Genomic DNA, 19,103 nt, shown 5'->3' with positions numbered 1-19,103 from the left:
ACTAATAGTAACGTCAGCTTTAAAAGCTGACCAAGGAGGAACTGTGATGCTTTCTTTTTCATTCCTAGGTGCGTTTATTTTTGGGTTCATTGCACTTTTTACGCTGCTGGTAACTTTAGGGTTGCCATTAGGTGAATTTACTTTAGGAGGTAAATTCAGGATCTTACCTATAAAAATGCGAATAATAAGCGGAATCTCGCTGGTCATCCAAATGATTGCAATTATAACGATACTTGACGTTGGCGGGATAATTATAATAGATTTCCCTTTTTCTATCGAAAGAGGATTATGTATTTTCTTTGGATTTTATTTATTATTGAATACAGGGATGAACATCATATCTTCCAGCAAAAAGGAAAAGTATGTTATGACCCCTTTGTCTTTCTTGTCATCTATGTGTTTTTTTATTACAGCATTTTTTAACTAAAGGAGAATGGATTACGATGGATACTATTATTTTAGGCTTTCTGATGATTCGAGGTTCAACGATTTATGAGTTAAGGCAATCTATCAAACAAACCTTATCTAATGTCAGCAGCGACAGCACAGGCAGTATTCAAGCAGGAATCAAAAAATTATTGAAAAAGGAATGGATTACTTTTGAAGAACACATAGAGGGGAGTGTAAACAAAAAAACATATTATATTACAGAAGCTGGAGTAAAACATTTTAGAGAAAATATATCAACACCTATGTTATACAAGGAAAAAAATATGGAATTAAGTAAATTTTTCTTTCAAGGGTTCGCAGATCATTCAGAGCACGAAGCGTTTATCAACAGCTATCTGGAAGAATTAGAAAAAGAATTACATCGCTTGGAAGCTATTAACATAACGATTGATCAGAGAAATAATTTCAGCCGTGACTATATAAATAATTTAAAAGAAGCTGGCGGTGCAACAGAATTTATGACGGAAGAGGGAGTAAAATCAATTGCCTATTTCCAATATGCAACGCTGGATTTAGGTATAGAGAAAATTAAATTTGAAATCGACTGGTTTAGGAATTTCCAATCAAAATTAAAGGCAGAAAGGATGGAGAATGACAAGGGACAATAAAGCGGAACATTATTCCATTGCATGGCGATAATTATTATTCAATAAAAAGCTTCCCTTCCCCGCTTTTCTTAAGAAATGCAGAATAATTTCTTTTCAGAAAGAAACGTTCATAAACCTTACACAGAATGAAATCCCAAATAAAAAAAACATCAAATTACTCACTTTATCGTAATTTGATGTTTTTCTTATTTTACCTTACATATTATAAAGGAAACTCGGACGCTCCCAAAAACGCTGCTTCGCCATCGCATCAATAAACTTCTGTCCGAATTGCGAATCGATATCCATCACGACTCCAGGCTGTCCTTCAATACCCATTTCCTTCAATAAATGAGCACTCTCTTCTCTAGCACCTATCGGCTTGAAATGATTGTACATATTCATAATAAAGGTACGGGCTTGATGATGAAAATAGTCATTGACTCCGGTACCGCCAACAAGATATGCACCCTCATAGCTTAACGGAGATCCTGTCAGAAAGTTTTGGTCTACATCAAACGTCATTCCCTCGCTGCTCTTTACTTCACCGAGCTTATTGCTGACAATAACGGGATGCATCCCGGCCTTCTTCCATTGCTTGAGCAAAGCATCCACTTCCTTACCCGGAAAACCTTCTGCCAGAAAAACAGCTACTTTCAGTGTATTCGCCACAAAATTGGTATTCATTAAGCTTACAGCCGGCGATGATTTCGTAGCAGTTGACTCTTCTACGTCTGGTACAGTAACACCAACATTTGACGCAACAGCCTCTGCAAGCTCTTTGCTGACCCTTGCCAAGCGGTCCACCATCTGCTGACGCACAGGTACATGAAGACATCTTCCCAGCTCAAAGCTATACGCTCCAATAATATGCTCCCGCTCTACAGGTGTCATGCTGTTCCAGAAAATCCTTGCCTGCGTATAGTGATCTTTAAAAGAATCCGCTGTTTTACGCTGCTTCAACCCTTCTACGGTGGAAGGATACGTAACAAAGCCTCCCTTGTCTGGCGGAACTTCTGATGGTGTATTATCCGCTAATATGTTTTTATGATAAGATACTTTTCCTCGGTCAATCACATGACGCGAGTTTCCATCCCGCTGATTGTTAAAAACCGGACAAACCGGCTTGTTGATAGGAAGCTGTTGATAATTTGCGCCTATTCGCACCTGCTGTGTATCTGTATACGAAAATAATCGCCCTTGCAGCAGCGGATCATTGGAGTAATCCATTCCCCGAACAATATTCCCTGGGTGAAACGCACTTTGTTCTGTTTCCGAAAAAGCATTATCGACCGTTTTGTTTAACGTTATTTTTCCTATTTTTTGAAGCGGGACTTCCTCCTCCGGCCAAAACTTTGTCGGGTCTAAAATATCGAAATCAAACATAAACTCCTGATCTTCACTGATAATCTGTACAGCAAGTTCATATTCCGGATAATTGCCCATTTTGATATTTGCCCAAAGGTCTCTTCGATGAAAATCGGCATCCTCGCCAAGTTTTTGTGCTTCGTCCCAAATCAATGGATGAACACCCAGGACAGGCTTGACATGAAATTTGATAAAATGAGCAACTCCCTCTTTGTTTACAAAAAGATACGTATGAACGCCAAAGCCTTCCATGGTACGAAAATTCTTTGGAATAGCCCGGTCAGACATAATCCACATCGCCATATGAGTCGTCTCCGGATTACTTCCCATAAAGTCCCAAAATGTATCGTGTGCCGTCTGCCCTTGAGGATATTCATTATCAGGCTCCGGTTTGACAGAGTGAATCAAATCAGGGAATTTAATCGCATCTTGGATGAAGAAAATGGGGAAATTGATGGCCACAATATCAAAGTTTCCATCATCTGTGTAGAATTTAATAGAAAAACCTCGTACATCGCGAACGGTTTCATTACAGCCCCGTGAACCGATTACTTGTGAAAAACGTACAAATAACGGTGTTTTTTTGGAAGGATCCTGTAAGAAATCTGCCATAGTCACTTCACTCATAGATTGATACAGTTCAAATTCTCCATAAGCACCTGTTCCTCGAGCGTGCACGACCCGTTCCGGTACTCTCTCTCGATCAAAATGCGCTATCTTTTCTCTGGCAAGAAAGTCTTCAATCAGAGTCGGGCCGCGGTCTCCGGCAGTCAGTGAATTTTCATCATCCACGATCTTTTTCCCTTCATTAGAAATCATCTCTTGATTACGGGTATCCCGAATAGATGGTTCTAATTGCTGTTCCTTATGGTAATAGAATTTATTTTTAGCAAAAAAATGAAAAGTATTCATTGAAGGTTTCTTTCTGTGTATGACTGGAACAACTTTAATACACCATGCACCATAATTAGTCGGGAAGACGTCCGAGCTTCCACAATGAAAGAAGCCGTCTGTGCTGCACAGACGGCTTCTTTCATTTATTGGAGGACTACAGAAATTTCTCCATGATAACGTAGGCCTCCCCATTTTTCATAAAACTTCTATCTGTTTCCTGGAGACCAAACTTCCGATAAAAATGGCTCTTATTCTTTCTGGCATTACACCAAATTCTTTTCACATCATGTTTTTTCGCTTCCTCAAATACGGACTCTAACAATCTGCTTCCATACCCTTTTCCCTGTTCTGATATCAGCGTCGCAAATTTTCTAAATTGAGCTTCCTCTTTGTCTATAAACAGCGTAACAATGGAAATCAGTATATTATCTTTAAAAAGTCCCAAATGAATACCCGAAGCATCATCCTTTAACTTTATGTAGTTGAAATCCTCATTCGGCCACATGACTTCATGCCTAAGCTCCCATGCTTGTTCTTTCTGTATTTTTGAAATTTGAATTTCCATGATAACCTCCTTGCCTGCTGTGAAGCTGGTCAAAAACACATGCTTAGAAAAATGCCAGTATACTGTTGGCGTAAAATAGCGTAACTACTGTCAACGCCAGTAAAACAACCCCTTCCGCTTTTCCGCCAGTTGTTGCAGCGAATGGAAAACGAATCGTAATCTTTGCAGGGTACAGCAGCTTGATTCCCTGCTTTGTCGCAGCATCTAGTATAAAATGCGTAACCATACCAGCTAAAATCCCCATGGTGATCGACGGATTACTGATGAACTTAGATAAAATAAACGCCACCAGCGCTAAGAATAATAAACTATGTGTAAAGGTTCGATGACCAAAGAGGGTATTAACTACTTTCGAAACCGCTGGAAACCTCCGTCCGATTTTGCTGCCGCTATGGCAAATATCCGGAAGCAAGCCCCCTGCTGCGCCTGCTGCAATGAACCATTCGGGCTGATATGCATCTGTGATGGCGACGATGGCTGTCGTCGCTGTGATTCCAGCCATAATATGTGTTTTTCCTGTCATGCTCTTTTTTCTCCTTCATTTGTAAATTGCGTTATCTTATCATAACACTATCCTAAGAAAAAGAACATACGTTTCTTTCAATTAATTTCCTTTTATTCAAAAATGCAGCAAACATTATTGTCTGCTGCAGTCATGATTTGTCTACATGGTTAAATGATAACTGGCATCTAAAAGTTCAAATATTTCCTCTTCTGAAATAGAACCGTCCAGCAGAATGCTGATCCAATGTTCTTTGTTCATATGGTAAGCTGGCAGTATTCCATTTTCTTTTCTTAAAATCGATGCCAATTCCGGGTCGCATTTGACATTTAAAACGGCTGCAGTCCCTTCTCCTTCTATATTTAATTTCTCTTTGTTCACATCCATCAGCAACCCAAACCATTTGCTGTTTTCCTTATGCCGAAGCACAGCGTAATTAGAAAATTTAGCCCAAGGATAATCTGGCTCTGTATCGTATTTTCTTTTTGCATAATGTATAACTGCATCTCTGCTCACTAAAATCACCTTCATCTGATAAATTAAACGGGTAAATTGCTTTTCTTCATTTTATCAGCAGATACAGGTTTGTTAAATAGGATGCTGCACACAGAAGCTTAAAAATACCATGATATCCTGCTACCTCTAATATATACGAACAATTTTTCCCAAAGTCAGACGGTGGTGACTATGCCCCTCGTCAGCTCCATATCCTGCTGCAACCACAGAAAGAATATTCCCCTCTATCTCCAATAATGCTTTTACCTTTTCCAGATCAAAACCCAGCATCGGAACGCTGGATATACCGTAAGCGGTGAGCGCTAACAGCAAATACCCAAGCGCAATATACCCTTGCGATTGCAGCACCTCAGGAGCCATATCCAGCGTTTCTAAAAGAGCTTCCTTGTCACTTTTCTTCTTTTCCAAATTCATTTCCGGATGAAGGACATCATCTGCTTTCTCCCGCACATCCATCAGATTACTGTATAGCACGATGACACAGGAGGCAGTATCTAATTGCTTTTGATAAGCGGAATATCGGTAGAGCTTTTGAATCATGGTTTTGTCTTTCACAATAACAAATCGCCAAGGCTGTGCATTGAATCCGCTCGGAGCCAAATGGACATGATCGATAATATTAGCTACCAGATTCGTATCTACCTCCTGCTCTGTAAAGCTTCGGACGCTTTTTCGCTCTTGCATCCATTTTAAAATATATTCTGATTCCATTGAAAATCACTCCTATCTTATTTGTTACGTTTCATTATGATAGAAGTGACCTCCCTTTGTTTAAAAATATGTAAAGCCTGTATCGATACAGACGCCTCTTGCTTTAGAGATATTTGCTGCTTTCTATTGCTTCATGGATTAATTGAACACCTTCATGGATTCTTCCTTCTTGAATACTCGTTGTATTCAACTTTAAGAATTTATGTTTCTGCTTATAATCAGCTATATAATTTGTTTTATAGTCATCGACTAAAACATGACGTTTCGCTAATGCTTCATGAAGTTTCTGTATATTTATCTGTTTTGGCAGCTTGATTACGGTATGCATTTGATGATTGTCATTAAATGCATACCCGGATAAAAAGGTATTTAATGCATGCCGCAGTATCTCTGCTTTCTGCTGATGTTTGGAGACGATTTTGTCTTTATGGTGTGCATATAGACCACTCTCCATAAATGTCTGCATAATAACCTGGCTCAAAGAATTGGTATGGATATCAATAATTTCTTTAAAACTCCGAAAGGGCTCGATTAATTTCTCTGGCACGACAGTAATACCTAACCGCTGCCCTGGAAACATGATTTTAGAAAAACTTTTTAAGTAAATAACACGTTGATCATTATCCATTTCGTAGAGTGTTTTATAACTGTTGTCCCCTTCAAAATCTCCCAGGTAATCATCTTCAATCATATAAAAATCATATTTCTCTGCTAATTCCAACAGCAGCTTTTTTTCCTGTTCATTCATGGTTGTACCAAGCGGATTATGCAGGCGCGGCATTAAATAAACATAGCTTGGACGCTTGATTTTAATCGTTTTCTCTAATTCCTGCAAATCTATTTTATCCAGCCCTCGGCAGCATGTGACATAATCTAACTGAAGGCGTTCTATAAGATTGATGACCTGATGATAGGTGGGCTGTTCAATTAGAATGGATTCCTTTCTAGTCAGCATGATTAAAGCAAGAATATGCAAAGCCTGCTGTGTACCGCTTGTAATCATAATCTGCTCTTTTTTTGTGAATATCTGGTCCTCCATCAACAGCTTCTGAAATAAGGTTTTCAACTCCTCATTGCCGGTCGTTGCACCATACGTAAATAATTCTGTTTTTTCATTTTGGATAGCAGCTTCCAAGCATTGCGAATAGCTGTCCAATGGAAAGTCCGTCCAGGAAGTGGAAGCAGTTGAAAAATCATATACCCCGTTAAAAGCAGCAGCTTTTTCTTTTCTGGAAATAATATAATAACCGACATTAGGCTTGGCATATATTCTATTGTTCTCAACTAGATATTTAAGCGCCTGCGTTACCGTCACTTGACTTACTCCAAAGGCTTCCATTAATTTACGTACCGTCGGCAGTCTATCTATATATATTCCTTCCTCTATACGTTTTAAGATTTTATCAGCTACGAATTGATATTTCTTCATAAGCAGCCCCTTTCCCCTCTACAAACAGATTACCATGAATCTATTTCAATTGTATTTTCCTTTATCTTGTTTGTATCGATACACCTAAAAAAAGAATTGCTTCCGTTTAGACATTCTTTCTATACTCTGGAATAGAAGGAGGAGGAAGTCATGAAAAAAAATAATGCATTACTGGCAGCAGTCACTTTTTCCATTATTATTGGATTGTCCTTTATGTTTGTGAAAATTTCTTTGACGTATGAAGGGCAATTACTTATATTGGCGCAGCGATTTACATTTGCTTTTTTGGGATTGCTTTTATTTCTTGTCATAAAACCAATCCATTTACGGTTGAATCGGAAGGAAATCATGATTGTGATTATTATTTCCTTGTTCTACCCGATTATATTTTTCAGCAGTCAAATACTTGGTCTTGATCAAACAACGGTTACGGAAGCAGGAATCATTCAGGCGATTGCTCCGGCCATAACTGTTCTCTTAGCAAGTGTATTTTTGAAGGAACAGGTCCGAATAGTACAAGGATTAGGAATCGTTTTTAGCATTACCGGAGTCGTTTTCCTGCAGCTGATGAACAGCTCGGGAGGCTATGATTTTCATCTGCTTGGCAACCTGCTGATTATCGTATCTATTCTTGCAACAGCGATTTGGCAGGTAATGTCCAGAAGTGCAACAAAATCTATCGCACCAATTCAAATTACGATATATATCATGTTCATTGGTTTTCTGTTCTTTAATGTCATCTACTTCATAAACGGCGGTTCTGCCGGCGAGTATATCGATTCCCTGACAGAAATTCCATATTTATTATCAATTTTATTTTTGGGTGTCCTGTCTACATTTGGAACGTCTTTATTGTCTATTTATGCTGTGTCCAAATTGCCGGTTATTCAAGTAAGTGTGTTTAATAATGTGGCTACGTTAATTACCATCCTGTCTGGAGTACTGATTTTAAACGAGCCTTTTCATTATTACCATATTATCGGCGCAGCGGTGATTATTTTTGGCGTTATTTTGGTTAATGCAAAAAAGAAATCAAGACATTCTAAGGTAAGTTAATCAATAAAATCAGTTTTTATGAATAAATGCTATTTTTCTTTATATCATCTAGTTTGTATCGGAGCAAAGGTGAGCATCACTTCAAGAGATGAAGAGAAGCTGCGTAAAGCTGGAGATCTCGGAGCGGATTATCTTTTAAAAACAGACAGGGATTGGACAGCTAAAATGAAAGATGAAAAATTCGATATCATATTAGATAGTATTGGGCCGGCACTCTTCCCGAAAATACATTGATGTCTTAAAGCCAGATGGAAATTTGGTTAATTTTGGAGCGAGCTCCGGAGACAGTATTGACCTTTCTTTACCCTCCCTCTTTTACCCGCAATTTAATATCTTAGGAACTTCTATGGAAAGTAAGGAAGAATTCGAACAGTATAACGCATCACAACATAAAACCGGTGCTGATAGCGTTTATCCGCTTATTGAAATCGAACATGCATTGGAGAGAATGAAATCCGGGAATCAATTTGGCAATATAGGCTTGGAAATGGAATAAAAAAGCCGAGTTTTTCATTTTTACGTTATCGTTATGAAGAAAAATCGTTTGAGGTGAATCAATGCCTAGCTCCTCTTTTGTGATTCATAAATGATTGTGCTACGATAAAATCGTATATCAACTTCACAAGGAGGCTCTATGTATGGCTTTGGAAAATTTTGATGAATACCTGCAAAAATATGCTGAATTAATCGTTTCTACCGGTGTCAACGTTCAAGAAGGACATTCTGTCGTTCTAACGATTGATGTTGAACAGGCTCTATTAGCACGTAAAATCACAAAAGCTGCTTATGAAAAAGGCGCAAAACGTGTTATTGTCAAATGGGGAGACGATAAAATCTCAAGACTTGGGTTTGAGCATCAATCAACCGAAACCCTAACAGATATTCCAGATTATCGCATTGAAGAAATGAACTATATTATTGAACAAGGTGCCAGCCGTATCAATGTTGTTTCCAATGATCCGGATGCCTTAAAAGGATTAGATGGTGAAAAAATCGCTGCAACGCAAAAAGCGTCTGGTGAAGCATTTCAGCCATTATCGCAAGCAACACAGTCGAATAAAATCTCATGGGTCGTGGCAGCTGCAGCCGGTCCGGAATGGGCAGCGAAAGTCTTTCCGGATTTAGATTCAGCGGAAGAACAAACGGATGCATTATGGGATGCTATTTTCAAAGCGATTCACTTGTATGATGACGATGCGATCCGCACATGGGAGGATAAAGATAAGACCCTGGAAACGAAAGCGGAATCATTGAATAAGGAACAATTTACAGCATTGCATTACACTGCGCCGGGTACAGATTTAACGGTCGGCCTGCCGAAAAACCACCGCTGGGAAGGTGCTGGAAGCTTTAACTCCCGCGGAGAACGCTTTATAGCCAATATGCCGACAGAAGAAGTATTTACAGCCCCAGATGCCAACCGGGTCGATGGCGTTGTCGTATCAACCAAGCCATTAAGTTATGCCGGTTCTGTCATCGAAGGGATGGAATTTCATTTTGAAAATGGGAAAGTAACCAAAGTGACTGCTGAAAAAGGCGAAGAGGTTATTCAAAAATTAGTCCAGCAAGACGAAGGTGCTTCCCGCTTAGGAGAAGTTGCTTTAGTTCCGGACGCGTCCCCTATTTCTCAATCCGGATTGACTTTTTTCAATACGTTATTTGATGAGAATGCTTCAAATCACTTAGCGCTGGGTTCTGCATACGCGTTCAACTTAGAAGGCGGAACGGAGATGTCAGAAGAAGAATTAAAAGAAGCTGGTCTGAATCGTTCAGCAACACATGTTGACTTCATGATTGGTTCGGATCAAATGGATATTGATGGCATTAAAGAAGACGGCAGCCGTGTTCCGGTCTTCCGAAAAGGTGCTTGGGCTTAATTTGCTCATTAGTAATAGTCAGTAAAAAAATCCAACTAGCTTGCAGTTGGATTTTTTTACATTAGTATATAAAATGTATCTATTCTGCTTTTCTTTTGATAGAAACCATTTTCCCATAAGTCCCTATCCTCCAAAGCCATTCAAACGGTCCATAGGAGAACTCTTTCAACCAGAGATGACTGAAAATCATTTGTGCCGCGAATAAAATGACTCCAACCCCAAGAGCGAACGCATAGCTTGGTTCCTCCCAAATCCCTAAATTGATAAAAACCGTTCGTCCGCTCGATTGAAACAAACTTACAAAAACCAGAGATTGCATGATGTAATTCGTAAACGCCATCTTACCGACCGATGTGAACGGGACAAGAAACTTCGACATGCTCCCCTTGCTAGTTCCTAAAAGGACAATGAATAAAATCATGCCGATTGTCACCAAAAAGGGGTAGAAGCTTTCCAATGGATGTAATGCAATTCTATCATAAAGGCTTGCTTTCCCTGCTAACCCAATCACAAGAAAAAGTACTGACAATAAGCTCATGGTTTTTCTTCGCTTTTCGATTATTGTAAGCAGCCCCTTCCGATACGCATACATACCAAACAGGAAAAAGCTGATGTGTGCGACCATGGAAGAAAATTCAATAATAAGATATTCTGTTCCTGTCGGCGGCTCTTTTGAGTCAGGCAACAGACCTTTCAAACCGGCTTCCAGAGACAAATGATAGGATGAGAAATAACTGATTACATCCGCTCCAATGGTATAGCCGATCCAGAAAAGGAAAGCAGTAATAACCAATCCGGCTGCTGACCAATTCATAAACAGCAGAAGGAAAAATCCCGCCATCCCATACATGAGCAGAATATCTCCCGACCAAATTGCAAAACCGTGCACAGCACCAACGAGGGCAAGCAAAAATAATCGTCTGAATAATACTGGATAAGGGTTGATTTGCTTCGTTTTTAGGCGATTATAAAGTAACATAAGGCTCAGGCCAAACATGAATGCAAACAGCGGCCGGGTACTGTCTGTTAATATAATCTCCTCTAAGCTTCTTAGTACTTCATTAACCGGAGACAAATTTTCCGTATCGACGGAAGACAGCCCCGGGACGTTGGCTAAAAAGATTCCAAGTAAAGCAACGCCCCGCATTTGGTCTAATATAGCAATTCGTTGATGTTGATTTTTTTGCTTCATTGATGTCATAGAATCCTCTTTAACTCCTTACATTAAAATGCCCAAGTACATTTTTTAGAATACTAGATTCTTGCCTAATCCCGTGGTTCTACACGCCAATCAGCCTCTCGCCGGGGATCAGCCGCACCAGAGATGTCATCATTCTCCCGATCGATCATCAAAGCCTGAACAGACCCGAAATACAGCGGAGTCGGAGCTTCACGAATCTCGTTATACCCAATATTAAGCAATCCTTCCCTTACATCTGCTTCCGGAGCGGATTCCATCACAAGCGCATTATCCGTCAGGTGGAAACGATCCGCTTCAACAACAGCTTCCAGGTCCGAGTCTTCTTGAACCCAGTCAGCAATCACCTGCGTAAGCATAATTGGAATACGTTCGCCTCCCGGACTGCCAATCCCTAAAACAGGTCCCTCCTCATCTGCCACAATCATTGGAGAGGACCAGGTAACGGAACGCCGTCCAGGCTCAGGTTCATTTTGCTCCGTTTGACCAATATCAAATCGAGACATTTGATTATTCAAAAAGAAACCTTCTGTGTAGACACCGGAGCCAAAGAAATTGGTCAGTGTATTCGTCATGGAAACAACAGTGCCGTTGTCATCAATCACTGTAATATGTGTCGTATTAGGGTCCGAGTCGTCATAACTCCGCTCTTCGTCCTCAGGAAGCAAGCTGTCACCGGAGATTTCTTCTGCTAAAGCAGCATTCTGTTCACGGTCAACGAAAGAATCAACCGGAACATCCACAAACGAAAGGTCACCGAAATCCGTATAAATAAATGCTTGAGCGATTCGCCACGACATCGCAATGTCATGCACAAATGGCGTGCTATTCCGTTCTTCTTCTAATGTTCCCCGCTCTTCAAGGATTTGCAGCATTTGAATGACGCTGGCACCAGGAAGCGGCGGCGGAGCACCAGTCACCTCGTATCCAGCAAACTCTCCGGTCACGGGGGCATGCCGTCCGACACGAAAGTCAGCAAGTGAGTCTCCGTCCATACCTTGAATCGCTGCTAACGCTTCTCCAGTATCCCCTTCATAAAAGGAAGCTCCTTCACTATCACGGATATCACGCAATGCTTCGGCCAATGCCGGCTGTTCTAAAGTGGCTCCTGCCTCAATCGCTGGCCCATCCGGATAGAAATGCTCCAGCTGCTCAACCGGCAGACGGTCCTGAGCAGATTGAAGCTGCTGTGCTAACGTTGCAGATACCTCCGAACTTTCTGCCAAATCAATCGCCGGGTCAATTACTGTCTCCCAGTCAGCAGTCCCATAGTCATCATGTAATTCCTTTGTCCCGGCTACAAATCCAGGCACACCAATATCTGATGAAGGAACGCCTCCTTCAGGGACAACTTCACGATAATCATATGCCTCAGGGTCTTGACCCTGCTCTTGAACGAGTGTTACTCCGCCGCCGCCAATTCCTGATGCAAAGGGCTCTACAACAGAAATGGCATACGCCGCTGCAACGGCCGCATCCACGGCATTACCTCCATTTTCCAAAACAGTCATTCCAGCTTCTACAGCATCTGGATGCCCTGCGCTGACACCATAAGCCTCTGGCACATCTGTTTCAGGTTCTGGCTCTTCTTCATTTTCTGGCGGAATCAGTCTCTCGCTTTCATCTTCTGATGGATTCGGCTCAGGCTGCTGGTCCGTGTCTTCCTTTGAGACACATCCGCTAAGCAACAGCAATACCGTTGCGGTAAAAGTAAAAATTAAACTGCTCTGGCGCTGGTTACGCCTTTTCACCTGCATGAATGCAACTCCTTCCATGATGTCATTGCGCCTTTTTTGTTAAATATCATTTATCTAACATTCCCGTATTCGTATAAAGACCATGGACACGATGGTCTTTTAATCCTCGGAAACGACCATCGCGAATCCATGAATTCTTTCTCCCGTTAAATCATCCGGCCAATCCAGCGGTGCTTTTTCCCAGCTTTGTCCTGCATCAAAAGAAAGATAGAAGCCGAGATTATTCACAGCGTAAAAAATACCTGACTGGAATGGATGAGAAGTTAACGCAAAAACAGAGGAGCATTCTGCATCCGGCAAGCCTTTGTATACAGGCGACCAAGAACCGCCATCTTCACGCCGTACTAAAATCGTTCTTGCACGGGATGGATCGTATGCTTCATAAGGACTCCTGGACGCAGCAGCCATCATTGTATCTGCATCCCCTGAATCTACGGCAATATCAACCAAATAGTTATAAGGCTCCAAACCCTCATTGAACGTCTGCCAGGTGTTTCCGCTATCAAAGCTTTCAGCATACCCGCCGCCCGCAGCTTCGTATATCCGTCCTGGAGCTTGCGGGTGTGTTGTTAAAGCATGACAATCATGTTGGGAATTCGGTTTTCGATCTTCCCAACTGCCCCCTTTATCTTCACTTTTCATCACGCCGCCAAGTTCAATGCCGACAAATATGCGGTTTTTCTCATGAATATCCGGTTCAATCCAACGTACGTGATGCGTGTACGGCCGAGGCGGGAAACTCCAGGAAGATTTTGAAGGTAAATCCAGTAAAGCCGGGCAATCAACCCAGGTTTCTCCTCCGTCTTCTGAACGAAAAAGCCCGCTCGGTTCGGTGCCTGCCCAAACGACATGACATCCATTTTTAACCTCTGTTGAACTGACCGCAACACTCATCACCCTGTTATGTGATATTCCTGATCCAGCGGGTACCCATGTCTTGCCGCTGTCATTACTTATCCATAACCCTTCGTTAAAGGTCCCTCCATACAGCCGTCCTTTCCGGCTGGGATCTGCAGCAAGGCATATAAATGAAACCGGTGCCGGTCTTTCCTCCATTATCCATTCCTGTGCCTCTTTCTTCATTTCATAAACAGAACGTCCAGCTGAAAAATATAAAACTTCCATGCGGTTCACCACCTTGATTTATTTGAAATCTTTTAAGACAATCCAGATACCTATTTAATAGAAATATTCGGGAAACGATTCAATCTATCGGGTATATTTGTAAAAAAACTCCCTTTTCTACAATAAGAAAAGCTAAGAGGATATCGAGACTTAATAAAAAATCTTTTATAGTTTGCTTTATTCACCATAAATCAAACTTGTAAACGTCCGAACCTGACTTTTTATCACGGAGAAACGCCCGTAAAACTTCCGCCTTCAAATAGAGCGTGGAAAATGAATTTATTTTAGCGGGGGATAACGGCGCTGACTCCCACTGCATAATATTTCGTCTTATGATTCCATTTTTTCAAAGTGAAATACGCTGTGCTGTACAATCGGCATTCACTTGGTTACATATCAACATACTTTTCGAGTCATGCAAGTTATCGCTAGAGTATCATAAGTCATTCTACAGTCAAAAAGATTTTGTTAAAAATTTTTAAACGATCATTTTTTAATAAAAGTAAGATGGGTCTTATCCCATACAGAAAAGGCCTTACCATGGATAAGACCCTTTCCCGAGACAATGTCGTATGTTATTTCTTGAACTGCGGATGCTGGGTTATACAGAAAGTCTCCTACCTCTACGCTAAATCAATATTCTTTAAAAAAGCTTTCTGGCAATGTGCTAAAAATGCTCCAAAGACTGATAACTGCACCGATTAATGACACAATACTGATACCCACAGCCTGGAAGCTGAATACACCGGTCGGTACAAGGATGATAAACCCCAAGAAAAAAATAGATTGATAAATCGCTGAGATAACCCTCCAAAATTTATGGTTGAAAAAAGATAATAACACAGGAGGAATGAACAAAATAATCATTATGATAATACTTGCTTGGATAACTTGCGGATCATTTAACGACAGTGTATTGACATCCCGTTGAAAATAAGCAGTGACAAACAACGTTACGATGGATACAATCAGCATGAAAACTAATAAAACGAATCTTTTCAAACAGCATCCTCCTATTCGGTAAAAAATGTATGAAATTTGAGCCTCCCTCTTCTGGTTAAACTGCGCCTTGTAATTTGCCCTGATAGATAGAAATTAATCCAGGCAGCTGCTGAATATCCTGCGGTGTGATAAGCTCCGGCGGCTTGTCAAAAGAAACCATACCAGCTTCCATCAGCAGATAAGCCACAAATTGCGAGCAGAAGTAAGCATTTGACCGTGGAATGGGCTTATTAAACATGACTCCAAACAGTCCTATTACGTTATAGTGGTAATTGTCTTTTCTTTGCTTAAAAAATGCTAACGTTTCTTGTAATTTCTTGTTTTGTTTTGAACTGATTGCATAAGCATAGATGGAGCAGTCCGCTTTCTGAAACAGTTCCTCTTCTGTATTTTCCTTCACAAATCCTCCCCAAAATGGATTGCGTAAATGCTTCCTGCCAAAGCTGTATATTTCATTTAATTCCAAATCCAAGGCTAACGAAACATGATTGTATTCTGCTTTGGTATACAGACTAATAGCTTTCGTCAATAAAGTACCAGTGTTTGTAAATAACAAATAAATGTAGTCTTGTTTCATCGCTAGTAACTCCTGTATATTTTGATTTTTCGGTCTTTTCAAAATAGAGACCTTATGTCATTAAGATATATCTTTGTGCTCAATGTTTTTTATTGATAAGTAAGAAGCAACGATACCAATAAGACTAAGTGTCACCGGAATACCAATAAAGGATTCTATCGATAAGTCTTCATTACTGACACCAAAGAAAATGGCAATAATAACAGAAGTAATAATGGTCGTCCTAACTGATTTTTTAAGCATTCCAAAGAACAAAGGAACTAAGCTGACACCACTGGCAGAAAGGTCATATAAAATCGTATTTCTAAAATGTTCGATGAGCATGGGAATCGTTATGTCACTGTCAATAAATCCTAAGTTGCTGTTTAACATAGATAAAACAAATGCAGCAAAAATTCTGGACAGAAGCATAGAGAAAAAGGTAAAGCCTATGATAATCAATAGCTTCGAGATAATGATCTTTTTTCTGCTGATTGGGTATGTGAACATCAAGGTAATGGTTTTATCATTGTATTCTTCGATAACTAATTTTGAAATTAACACTCCTGAAAAAACGATGAATACCATTCGTGTTATACTGTCAATCAGAAATAAAAAATCTGTACTGCTGGCAGCAAATTGTTCCCTGTCTATATATAGCATGAAGAATAAAAATCCGGTAACGGCAAAGCATGCCGCTAAGGAGTTATTTATATATCGGCTAAAATTTATTTTTCTCATTTCCAAACTCATTAACTTAAAGATTTTTCTCACCACTCTTCCTATTGACATTGAAAATTACATTGTTGGCAGTAATATTCCGGAATACCCTCATCGCTACGTTACATCCTTGCGCTCCATATTTCTTATCGCTAAATACGAAGCAGCCGCACCAATAATGATAAATACCAATGATCTGACAATGAAGGAACCTATCGAAAGGTCTGATAGATTTTCATTACTTATGCCAAAGAAAATGGCAATAATAATCGATGTGATAATGGTTGTTCTAACAGATTTTTTGAGCATCCCAAAAAATAAAGGAACTAAGCTGATACCGCTGAAAGAAAGGTCATAGATCACGGTGTTTTTAAAATATTCCATTATCAAATGAATCGTTATGCCTCCATCGATAAAATCCAATCGGCTGTTTAACATGTATAAAACTGCTGCTACAAAGATTCTTGATACATGTATAAGGAAAAATGTAGCACAAATGATAATCAATAATTTAGAGATAAAAATCTTTTTTCTGCTGATGGGATACGTAAACATCAAAGAGATGGTTTTATCATTGTATTCTTCAATAAACAGCCTCGAAATTAATATACCTGCAAACACAATAAAAACCATTCTCGTGCTGTCAACAACAAAGAAAAAATCTTCACTGGTGGCACCAATCGTGTTTCTATCCGTATACATTGCAAAGAATAACAATCCGGCAAGAATAAAAATTGCTGCTAAAGCACCAAAGACATACTGTCTGAGATTTATTTTTCTTAATTCTAAACGAATTAATTTAAACATTTTTTCCGCCTCCAATTAAGGACAAGAAATAGTCCTCTAATGAAGCCGACTTCGTATTGATTGATGTAATGGAAACATCCTTTTCCATTAACTTCTTATAGATTTGATTTTGTGATGTCCCTGATTCATATATCCTTATTTTGTTCGTATCAAGTACTTTGAAATTTTTTATATTCAGCTCTGAATCAATAATATATACTGCTTTCCCGGCATCATCGGTTTCTAATTCTATATACTCTGCATTATTTTCTCTAATCGAATCCATGGAAACTTCTTCTACTAGATATCCATTATTCATTACGCCTATTGTGTCAGCAATTTGCTCTATTTCCGCTAAAATATGACTTGAAATCAGAATGGTTATGCCATACTCTTTATTCAGGCTTGCCAGTAAGTCTCTCATCTCAATAATGCCAACTGGATCCAGTCCATTAACCGGCTCATCTAATATCAACAGCTCTGGCTTCGTGATTACCGCTCTGGCAATTCCCAGCCGTTGTTTCATACCTAAAGAGAAATTTTTAACCGGCTTGTTATCGATGTTTTTTAGATTCACAAGATTCAAAGCGGTCTCTATCTCTTTTTTATTGTGATAACCCATGTATTCACAATGCAAATCCAAGTTATCCATTGCAGTTAGCTTCTCATAAAAAATGGGATATTCGATAATTGCACTCATCCTTTTAAATAACTCATAAGAAGTATCCGTCAATGTTTCGTTAAACACTTCAACGGCACCCTGGCTTGGTTTAAACAGATTTAAAATCATTTTCATGACTGTACTTTTACCTGCGCCGTTCGGGCCTAAAAGCCCATAGATTTCTCCCTTCTTGATATTCATATTGACATTGGAAACAACATGACCTCCATGAAAAGATTTTCCTAAATCATGTGTTCTTAAAATGTATTCCATAATAATAAATCCCTCCCTTTCTCTGCAAAATTGCTATATTAATAATCATAAACATTAAAATTATCTTTTTTCTTAACAAAGTCTTACGAATTTCTTAAGTTTGCAAAGAACGGGACGGAAGCGGATTTTTAGTTTTCCTGCGAAGACAGTTTCTTTAATTTCACAGTAAATACTGTTTTATCATAAGCTTTGCTGGATAATGATATCTCACCTTCCAGACTTTCGACTAATCTTTTCGTAATGGTAAGCCCCAGCCCGCTTCCTTGATACAGCTTATTTCGCGAGTCCTCAAGCGTATACAATCTTTCAAATACGCTTTCTTTATTCATTTCATCAATACCTTTCCCCTTGTCCCAAACCTCGATGTAAGCAAATGCGTTATCATGTTTTAAGTTTAACCCCACTACTTGACCATCCTTTCCATACTTGATGGCATTCGATATCAGGTTTCTAAGGATTCTGTCCAGAGCTTCTTCATTTCCAGCTACATAGATATGCTCATCTGGAATGTTAATGGAAACATCTAATCCTTGCTGAGTTAACATTTCATAAAACTCTAAAATGCTCTTTCTGCAAATTTCATTAATATGTATCTTTTCGAGTGTTATCTCCTTATCTCCAGACTCCAGCTTTGCCAAATCAAAAAACGTATTGATCAATGTCAGCAGCTCTGCCGCCTTTTCATGTGCTTTACGAACCTCTTTGCCCGCTTCTTTTTCGATAACTTTATTCGATTGAATGATTTCTAAATATCCAACAATAACAGTCAGCGGTGTTTTTAAATCATGAGAAATATTTGAAATCATTTTCCGAATCGATTCTTCCTTTTTTGTATAATCCGCCAATATTTTCTGATTATGGTTTAAAAGATGATTGATGCTGATCAATAAAGGAATAAGCTCTTTATCATCGGTAAAAACAAGCAGATTCTCACTGGTTTTATCAGCGATAATCTTATCCAATTTTTCATGCATATATTTTATTTGCTTGTCTCTTGCTATCTTTGCTTTATATTGAAAAATGATAATCCCGGTTAAAATCAGGGTAATCCCTATAAAGAAATAAGCCAT

The 19,103-nt window shown here is 39.5% G+C and carries 21 protein-coding genes; 6 read left to right on the top strand and 15 right to left on the bottom strand.

The window, feature by feature from the left end; translation table 11 throughout:
- Positions 1 to 46: 46 nt before the first annotated feature.
- Together ACW0TQ_RS04670 and ACW0TQ_RS04665 are read left to right on the top strand one after the other, a co-directional pair.
- Entirely contained in the window at positions 47 to 427 is a 381-nt protein-coding gene (locus ACW0TQ_RS04670) for a hypothetical protein (RefSeq protein WP_042534001.1), read from the top strand.
- 16 nt (positions 428 to 443) lie between these two features.
- Complete coding sequence (locus tag ACW0TQ_RS04665) at positions 444 to 1,058, top strand: PadR family transcriptional regulator (protein WP_193062128.1); 615 nt, start codon at positions 444 to 446, stop codon at positions 1,056 to 1,058.
- A 195-nt stretch (positions 1,059 to 1,253) separates the two neighbouring features.
- Here ACW0TQ_RS04665 and ACW0TQ_RS04660 read toward each other — a convergent pair whose 3' ends face one another.
- The 6 genes from ACW0TQ_RS04660 to ACW0TQ_RS04635 all read right to left on the bottom strand — a co-directional run bounded on the left by ACW0TQ_RS04660 (position 1,254) and on the right by ACW0TQ_RS04635 (position 7,022).
- Positions 1,254 to 3,317: a catalase gene (locus tag ACW0TQ_RS04660; protein WP_455725384.1), complete on the bottom strand. Its 2,064-nt coding sequence runs from the start codon at positions 3,315 to 3,317 to the stop codon at positions 1,254 to 1,256.
- Between the two features lie 136 nt (positions 3,318 to 3,453).
- Positions 3,454 to 3,858 carry a GNAT family N-acetyltransferase gene (locus ACW0TQ_RS04655; protein ID WP_042536250.1) on the bottom strand — a complete coding sequence of 135 codons (405 nt, stop codon included), beginning with the start codon at positions 3,856 to 3,858 and terminating at the stop codon, positions 3,454 to 3,456.
- Between the two features lie 49 nt (positions 3,859 to 3,907).
- Complete coding sequence (locus ACW0TQ_RS04650) at positions 3,908 to 4,387, bottom strand: metal-dependent hydrolase (protein ID WP_042533996.1); 480 nt, start codon at positions 4,385 to 4,387, stop codon at positions 3,908 to 3,910.
- A gap of 141 nt (positions 4,388 to 4,528) precedes the next feature.
- Complete coding sequence (locus ACW0TQ_RS04645; RefSeq protein WP_244882398.1) at positions 4,529 to 4,882, bottom strand: MmcQ/YjbR family DNA-binding protein; 354 nt, start codon at positions 4,880 to 4,882, stop codon at positions 4,529 to 4,531.
- Positions 4,883 to 5,008: 126 nt separating this feature from the next.
- Positions 5,009 to 5,593, bottom strand: coding sequence for a nitroreductase family protein (locus ACW0TQ_RS04640; RefSeq protein ID WP_368900693.1), 585 nt, complete (start codon positions 5,591 to 5,593; stop codon positions 5,009 to 5,011).
- Positions 5,594 to 5,696: 103 nt separating this feature from the next.
- Positions 5,697 to 7,022 (bottom strand): aminotransferase-like domain-containing protein, encoded by a 1,326-nt coding sequence (locus ACW0TQ_RS04635; protein WP_193062126.1) that lies wholly within the window; start codon positions 7,020 to 7,022, stop codon positions 5,697 to 5,699.
- A gap of 150 nt (positions 7,023 to 7,172) precedes the next feature.
- Here ACW0TQ_RS04635 and ACW0TQ_RS04630 point away from each other — a divergent pair, with 150 nt between their 5' ends.
- From ACW0TQ_RS04630 to ACW0TQ_RS04615, 4 genes are all read left to right on the top strand, one after another.
- On the top strand, positions 7,173 to 8,078 hold the full coding sequence (locus tag ACW0TQ_RS04630) for a DMT family transporter (protein ID WP_256706256.1): 906 nt from the start codon (positions 7,173 to 7,175) through the stop codon (positions 8,076 to 8,078).
- Positions 8,079 to 8,096: 18 nt separating this feature from the next.
- Complete coding sequence (locus ACW0TQ_RS04625) at positions 8,097 to 8,312, top strand: zinc-binding dehydrogenase (protein WP_368900694.1); 216 nt, start codon at positions 8,097 to 8,099, stop codon at positions 8,310 to 8,312.
- 22 nt (positions 8,313 to 8,334) lie between these two features.
- Complete coding sequence (locus tag ACW0TQ_RS04620; protein ID WP_052485066.1) at positions 8,335 to 8,574, top strand: MDR/zinc-dependent alcohol dehydrogenase-like family protein; 240 nt, start codon at positions 8,335 to 8,337, stop codon at positions 8,572 to 8,574.
- A 142-nt stretch (positions 8,575 to 8,716) separates the two neighbouring features.
- Positions 8,717 to 9,955: an aminopeptidase gene (locus tag ACW0TQ_RS04615; RefSeq protein ID WP_368900695.1), complete on the top strand. Its 1,239-nt coding sequence runs from the start codon at positions 8,717 to 8,719 to the stop codon at positions 9,953 to 9,955.
- A 79-nt stretch (positions 9,956 to 10,034) separates the two neighbouring features.
- On the opposite strand, the gene ACW0TQ_RS04610 is transcribed toward ACW0TQ_RS04615, so the two are convergent.
- The 9 genes from ACW0TQ_RS04610 to ACW0TQ_RS04570 all read right to left on the bottom strand — a co-directional run bounded on the left by ACW0TQ_RS04610 (position 10,035) and on the right by ACW0TQ_RS04570 (position 19,103).
- Positions 10,035 to 11,156, bottom strand: a complete 1,122-nt coding sequence (locus ACW0TQ_RS04610) for a DUF418 domain-containing protein (RefSeq protein WP_368900696.1) — start codon at positions 11,154 to 11,156, stop codon at positions 10,035 to 10,037.
- A 65-nt stretch (positions 11,157 to 11,221) separates the two neighbouring features.
- Complete coding sequence (locus tag ACW0TQ_RS04605; protein ID WP_368900697.1) at positions 11,222 to 12,910, bottom strand: gamma-glutamyltransferase; 1,689 nt, start codon at positions 12,908 to 12,910, stop codon at positions 11,222 to 11,224.
- Between the two features lie 99 nt (positions 12,911 to 13,009).
- Complete coding sequence (locus ACW0TQ_RS04600) at positions 13,010 to 14,035, bottom strand: beta propeller repeat protein (RefSeq protein WP_368900698.1); 1,026 nt, start codon at positions 14,033 to 14,035, stop codon at positions 13,010 to 13,012.
- Positions 14,036 to 14,668: 633 nt separating this feature from the next.
- A complete protein-coding gene (locus ACW0TQ_RS04595; protein ID WP_042533985.1) occupies positions 14,669 to 15,037 on the bottom strand; it encodes a hypothetical protein in 369 nt (122 codons plus the stop codon).
- Between the two features lie 55 nt (positions 15,038 to 15,092).
- On the bottom strand, positions 15,093 to 15,614 hold the full coding sequence (locus ACW0TQ_RS04590) for a hypothetical protein (protein ID WP_042533983.1): 522 nt from the start codon (positions 15,612 to 15,614) through the stop codon (positions 15,093 to 15,095).
- Between the two features lie 60 nt (positions 15,615 to 15,674).
- Complete coding sequence (locus ACW0TQ_RS04585; RefSeq protein ID WP_368900699.1) at positions 15,675 to 16,334, bottom strand: ABC transporter permease; 660 nt, start codon at positions 16,332 to 16,334, stop codon at positions 15,675 to 15,677.
- 96 nt (positions 16,335 to 16,430) lie between these two features.
- Positions 16,431 to 17,120 (bottom strand): ABC transporter permease, encoded by a 690-nt coding sequence (locus ACW0TQ_RS04580; protein WP_042533981.1) that lies wholly within the window; start codon positions 17,118 to 17,120, stop codon positions 16,431 to 16,433.
- Positions 17,113 to 18,033 (bottom strand): ABC transporter ATP-binding protein, encoded by a 921-nt coding sequence (locus ACW0TQ_RS04575; RefSeq protein WP_455725383.1) that lies wholly within the window; start codon positions 18,031 to 18,033, stop codon positions 17,113 to 17,115. Before ACW0TQ_RS04575 ends, ACW0TQ_RS04580 begins: the two co-directional genes overlap by 8 nt.
- A 128-nt stretch (positions 18,034 to 18,161) precedes the next feature.
- Positions 18,162 to 19,103 (bottom strand): sensor histidine kinase, encoded by a 942-nt coding sequence (locus ACW0TQ_RS04570; RefSeq protein WP_042533977.1) that lies wholly within the window; start codon positions 19,101 to 19,103, stop codon positions 18,162 to 18,164.

Source organism: Oceanobacillus sp. M60 (assembly GCF_053839645.1).
Note: the sequence above shows the minus strand (reverse complement) of the source record. Positions and strands in the feature narration are given on the sequence as shown.